This window comes from Thalassospira sp. UBA1131 (assembly GCF_002311515.1).
Lineage (GTDB): Bacteria > Pseudomonadota > Alphaproteobacteria > Rhodospirillales > Thalassospiraceae > Thalassospira.
Genome location: NZ_DCAO01000098.1, coordinates 51,678 through 56,747 on the forward strand (window position 1 = coordinate 51,678; position 5,070 = coordinate 56,747).

Genomic DNA, 5,070 nt, shown 5'->3' on the forward strand with positions numbered 1-5,070 from the left:
AAAACCGTTGAAGACGTTGAAAACGAAGTGCGCGACTGGTGGCAGACCGGCATCATCGATATGGAGCCGGGCAAAATCCATTATGGCGGTTACGCGATTGAAGGTCTGATCGGCAATATCAGCTTTCCGACCATGATCTGGTTGATGACACGCGGCGAATTGCCATCAGCACCGCAGGCCAAGCTGCTTGAGGCAGCCCTTGTTTCGGCCATCGATCATGGGCCGCAAGCCGCCAGCATCGCCATTGCCCGTATGGCGGCAACATGTGGCGTTGGCCTGAACAATGCCATGGCCAGTGCGGTTAATGTGCTGGGTGATGTGCATGGTGGTGCGGGCGAGCAGGCAGTTGCCCTTTATCATGACATCGCAGCACGCATGGATGCCGGACAGGATATGGCCGGGGCAGTTTCAGACGGCCTTGATCATCAGATTGCTGAGCATGGCAAACATGTGCCGGGCTTTGGCCATCGGTTCCACCCGGTTGACCCGCGTGCACCACGGCTTTTGGCACTCGTAAGTGAGGCAGCACAAGAAGGTCATGTTTCGGGGCGGTATGGCGAAATTGCCAGCGCGATTGAGGCAGAACTCTTGGCGCGTAAAGGCAAACGGATCCCGATGAACATTGATGGTGCGACGGCAGTTATCTATGCCGAACTGGGATTTGCGCCGGAACTGGCGCGTGGGCTGTTTTGTCTTTCGCGGTCGGTAGGCATTCTTGCCCATGCGTGGGAACAAACCCAACAGGGTGGCCGCAACAAGGGACCGATCCCGCGCCGGATGATCTGGAACTATACCGGTCCGGATCGCCGTCCAGTACCTGACAATGCCAAGTCTTAACAAGACACGTGGTTGGGCAGGGTGCGTTATCTGCGGTTCAGCAGTGCATCCTGCCAGCGGCGCAGGAAGCGCTGGCGCTTGGCCTGATCAAGGTAAACCAGCAATCCCGGCCCGACCGGGAAGGAACGCACGCGTTCGCCATATCGGTCAAAGATCAGCGACGAGAATGTGCTGGGCGGAACGTCGGCGCGCACCGGGTTGAAGTTGCCTTCATTTTGCAAAACGCTTTGGCCCTTGATCGACAACATGAAATCAAGGAACCGACCTCCTAGGTCGGGGTTGCGTGCACCACGGGGGATGATGGCAATCCTTGAATAAACGACGATAAAGTCGTCGGGCAGGATGACGCCAAGGTTCGGGTTTCGTTGGGTAAAGGTTTCCGCATATGATCCCAGCAGGTTATAGCCAAGCACAACCTGACCGGAGGCGATTTTTTCAAGCATTGGAGATGTGTTGGAATAAAGCTTTACCTTCGCCTGACCCAGAATGCGGACAAAATCCCAGATACCGGGGAAAAATCGTTCATCACGCGCCAGAAACAGGAAGCCGACACCGCTGCGTTCAATGTCATAGGTCGTGACTTTTTCACTCAGCAACTCGTCGTGGTTGACAAGTAACCGGATAAAATCTTCGCGGGTTCTGGGCGGTTCAAGTTCGTTTTCGCGGAAAAACTCGCGATTGTAGGCGATGACGGCGGGTTCTTGTGTTACGGCGAAGGCTTCGTTGCGCCAGCGTGCCCAATGGGGCAAAGCGTCTGTTTCACTGCTTTGATAGGAGGTGGCATATCCGTCATTGGCCAGCTTCATCTGCAGATCCATCGAGGAGCTGATGATCAGGTCCGCCGTTGGTTCACCGTTGGCGCGCTGGCTTTGGGTAATGTCATACATCTCAAGCGTTTGCAGCTGATGGTATTCAACACCAATAAACGGGTTATCTTGCTGAAAGGCTTCGATCACCGGGACAAATGCACCGATATCGGCGGAGCCATAGATAACCGCCATCGGTTGTGTACTGGTCAGCAGTGATTGTTCTGGATCGGATGCCTGGGACGAACGCAATGCCGGATAGGTGAAAACTTCGGCCATCGCAGAAGAAACTTGCATGGCGAGGGCGATGAAACATAAACCAATACAGATACGGCCCGAAATCATGCTGCAATACTCTGTGTCACGGATGGTCAGTGGCATATGGTGCCGGGGCGAGGATATCGCTTGTTCTTGAATGCCTTTGCCGGGAAAATGGCAGAATAGAAATTACCTCTGTCGAGGTTTATCAGGGAAAAGTCGCGCAAACAATGAGAGTCCTTGTTGTCGAAGATCATGCCGCACTGGCAGATGGAATTGCAGGATCCCTGCGACAGTCTGGCTATGCGGTCGATGTGATTGCCGATGGCGAGGAAGCTGACGACGTTTTGCGTACCCAGGAATATGGCCTGGTGGTACTTGATCTGAACCTTCCGAAACTTGACGGGCTTGAGATTCTCAAACGTTTGCGTCATCGCGGAGCCGAAAGTGCCGTTCTGATCCTGACCGCGCGCGGTGATATCGAAGACAGGGTCAAGGGACTTGATCTTGGTGCGGATGACTATCTGGCCAAACCGTTCGAGCTGGTCGAGCTTGAAGCGCGGGTGAGGGCGCTTATGCGGCGCAATGCCGGGACGCATAATACCCAGCTTAAATGCGGGAAGCTCAGTTTCGATACAGTGGCGCGACGGGTGACGGTTGATGGCGCGGATGTCGATATTCCAAAGCGTGAGCTTAATATCCTTGAAATCCTGTTGATGCGGGTCGGTCATGTTCTGAGCAAGGAGCAAATCGTTGACCAGTTGGCCGGGTTTGAAGACGATATCAGTGCCAACGCGGTCGAACTTTATATCAGTCGATTGCGCAAACGGGTAGAGGCGGCCGATGTCAAAATCCAGACCGTTCGCGGTCTTGGCTATCTGTTGAAAAAAACATGAAATGGCGTAATCGATCGCTTCGGCGCAGGCTTGTCATATCGCTGCTGATCCCGCTTTTGGTGGTCAGTTCCCTGATGCTGCTCGAAGTCCGCAGTAACGCAGTTAATTCGACAAACCAAGCATTTGACCGTGCACTTTTAAGTTCTGCATTAGCCATTGCGGACCGTGTTGTCCTGATCGGTGGCAAGATTGAGGTGGATGTTCCCTATGTCGCGCTTGAGATGCTTACAAGTGCAGCAGAAGACAGGGTTTTCTATCAGGTCAGTACCGCACAGGGCGAATTCATTACGGGCTACGAAGATCTGCCGCCGGTGCCTGAGAAGTTCCTGCCATTGCGTGAAGAACCGGTCTTCTACGATGCGGTTTATAACGGCGAGACGGTCAGGATCGGCGCGTTGTCACGCTATGTGGCGAGTGTTCGTAAAGCGACACGTTTTCATGTACTGGTTGCCGAAACCATGGGAACACGTACAAGGCTTAGCGAGGATATTCTTGCCAGTGCTGCGGCGCGCCAGATCTTGCTGATTGTCATTGCCGCCATGATCGTCTGGTTCGGGATCGGTCAGGGCTTGAAACCGCTGGCCCGTCTGGAGGAGGCGCTTAATCGCCGTTCTCCAAGTGATCTCAGGCCGATTTTGCACGATGTGCCGATTGAGGTTCGCCATCTGGTGGGCGCCATCAACCAGCTTTTCGGCCGGTTGGAAAACAGCCTGAAGACCATGCAACGCTTTACCGCAGATGCAGCGCATCAGCTTAGAACGCCATTGGCCGCCCTTCGAACGCAGGCCGAACTTGGGCAGCGTGAAAAGGATCCCGAGAAAATCCACCAGATCATGGATACCATCGCGGCGTCGACCCGGCAGACATCGCATCTGGCCAACCAGTTGCTGGCATCCGCACGTGCCGCACCCGAAGGCCTTGCTGGCCGGCCGTTTGACAAGATTGATCTGTGCGAGATTACCCGTGCGGTAACCGGATCAAAAGTGCCGGTCGCGATTGAGCGCGGCATTGACCTTGGATATGAGGGGATCACCGATCCTGCGTGGATTATGGGTGATACGACCTTGATTGAAGAGCTGCTTAAAAACCTTGTCCATAACGCACTGACATACTGCCCAAGTGGCAGTGCCGTGACCGTTCGGCTTGAACAGAATACTGCCAAAAACAAGGTGACATTGACCGTCGAAGATAACGGACCGGGTATTCCGGTCGAACACCGCAAGGATGTCTTCAAGCGGTTCTACCGGATCAATGATGCCGGATATGACGAGGGATGCGGACTGGGACTTTCCATCGTCAAGGAAATCGCTGCCCGGCACGAGACCAAGGTAAAACTGACGCAACCCAAAGAGCATAGCGGGTGCATTTTCAGCATCAGTTTCGATATGGCGCCTTTGGACGAGCGCAAAGAAAACTGATTGCCCAGTCCTGCTGATTGGTGATGCCGACCAAGAACCTAGTCCAGTGGCACTGGTTGACCTGCAAGCCAGGCGGACAGTTCCTTATTGGCACTTATCAAACCCTCGCGATTGATGACCTTTCGGGCAATGGCACTGGAAACAGCGCGTGTGCGTTTGTTAAGCACAATGCCCATTTCGTTCTGGTCCTGTGACTCAACTTCAAGCTTGTCATAAAGCGACAGCAATCGGTTCTGGACAGTGCGGAGCGACAGTTTCCGACGCATGGCAATTGCCTTGTCCGGAAGGCCCAGCGCCAGATCAAGCAAGATCAGATATTCGAATTCTGTCAGTGCACTGCGCGAGCGCATCTGCTGTGCCTGGATCTGGTGGACTTCGCGATCAACAACAATCTGCGCTTCGATAAGGACGGCACGCAACGCCAGTCGCATCTTGTCCGGTGTTGCGGTTTTCAGCACATACCCATAGGCCGCTTGATCGGGAACAATACGGGTGATTCCCCGCAGATACGCCTCATCCGAATAATTCGACCAGAAAAGTATCCTTGTGTGGGGGCGTTCTGCCCAGATCGTTCGCGCGGCTTCAATGCCGTTATGTTCCTTCATGCGAAGGTCCATTACGACGGCTGAAATCTGATGCAGATGGGCAAGTTTTTCGGCCTCCTTGCCGTTATGGGCAACAAGGATTTCGTCAAATTCCGGCAAAGCGTTTTCAACGATTTCCATCAGGAAATCCGCGTGCATGTTGTCATCTTCAACCAGCAATATTTTCATTGATCGTTTCTCCTTGTTGTCTGGTCGCTTGATGCAACTGAATTGTTATTTGTGTGCCGTCGGAAGTTGAAAGGTCATATTT

The 5,070-nt window shown here is 53.7% G+C and carries 5 protein-coding genes; 3 read left to right on the top strand and 2 right to left on the bottom strand.

Annotation, left to right across the window (positions count from 1 at the left end; translation table 11 throughout):
* Positions 1 to 837: citryl-CoA lyase (locus B3Z49_RS15405; protein ID WP_296992469.1), on the top strand; the 837-nt coding region annotated here is incomplete at its 5' end.
* Positions 838 to 863: 26 nt separating this feature from the next.
* On the opposite strand, the gene B3Z49_RS15410 is transcribed toward B3Z49_RS15405, so the two are convergent.
* Positions 864 to 1,922, bottom strand: a complete 1,059-nt coding sequence (locus tag B3Z49_RS15410; protein ID WP_245227857.1) for an ABC transporter substrate-binding protein — start codon at positions 1,920 to 1,922, stop codon at positions 864 to 866.
* A gap of 209 nt (positions 1,923 to 2,131) precedes the next feature.
* Between B3Z49_RS15410 and B3Z49_RS15415 the strand changes: the two genes are divergently transcribed.
* Both B3Z49_RS15415 and B3Z49_RS15420 read left to right on the top strand, forming a co-directional pair.
* A complete protein-coding gene (locus B3Z49_RS15415) occupies positions 2,132 to 2,797 on the top strand; it encodes a response regulator transcription factor (protein ID WP_296992472.1) in 666 nt (221 codons plus the stop codon).
* On the top strand, positions 2,794 to 4,215 hold the full coding sequence (locus tag B3Z49_RS15420; RefSeq protein WP_296992474.1) for a sensor histidine kinase: 1,422 nt from the start codon (positions 2,794 to 2,796) through the stop codon (positions 4,213 to 4,215). The genes B3Z49_RS15415 and B3Z49_RS15420 overlap by 4 nt, the downstream gene beginning before the upstream one ends.
* A 38-nt stretch (positions 4,216 to 4,253) precedes the next feature.
* On the opposite strand, the gene B3Z49_RS15425 is transcribed toward B3Z49_RS15420, so the two are convergent.
* The gene (locus B3Z49_RS15425) at positions 4,254 to 4,988 is read right to left on the bottom strand and encodes a response regulator (protein ID WP_063089521.1); all 735 of its coding nucleotides are present in this window, start codon (positions 4,986 to 4,988) and stop codon (positions 4,254 to 4,256) included.
* Between the last annotated feature and the right edge of the window lie 82 nt (positions 4,989 to 5,070).

What these genes read in the sequence shown, in the direction of transcription:
- B3Z49_RS15410 (WP_245227857.1), bottom strand. Translation starts at nt 1,922, where the DNA reads ATGGCCGAAGTTTTCACCTATCCGGCATTGCGTTCGTCCCAGGCATCC.
- B3Z49_RS15415 (WP_296992472.1), top strand. Translation starts at nt 2,132, where the DNA reads ATGAGAGTCCTTGTTGTCGAAGATCATGCCGCACTGGCAGATGGAATT.
- B3Z49_RS15420 (WP_296992474.1), top strand. Translation starts at nt 2,794, where the DNA reads ATGAAATGGCGTAATCGATCGCTTCGGCGCAGGCTTGTCATATCGCTG.
- B3Z49_RS15425 (WP_063089521.1), bottom strand. Translation starts at nt 4,988, where the DNA reads ATGAAAATATTGCTGGTTGAAGATGACAACATGCACGCGGATTTCCTG.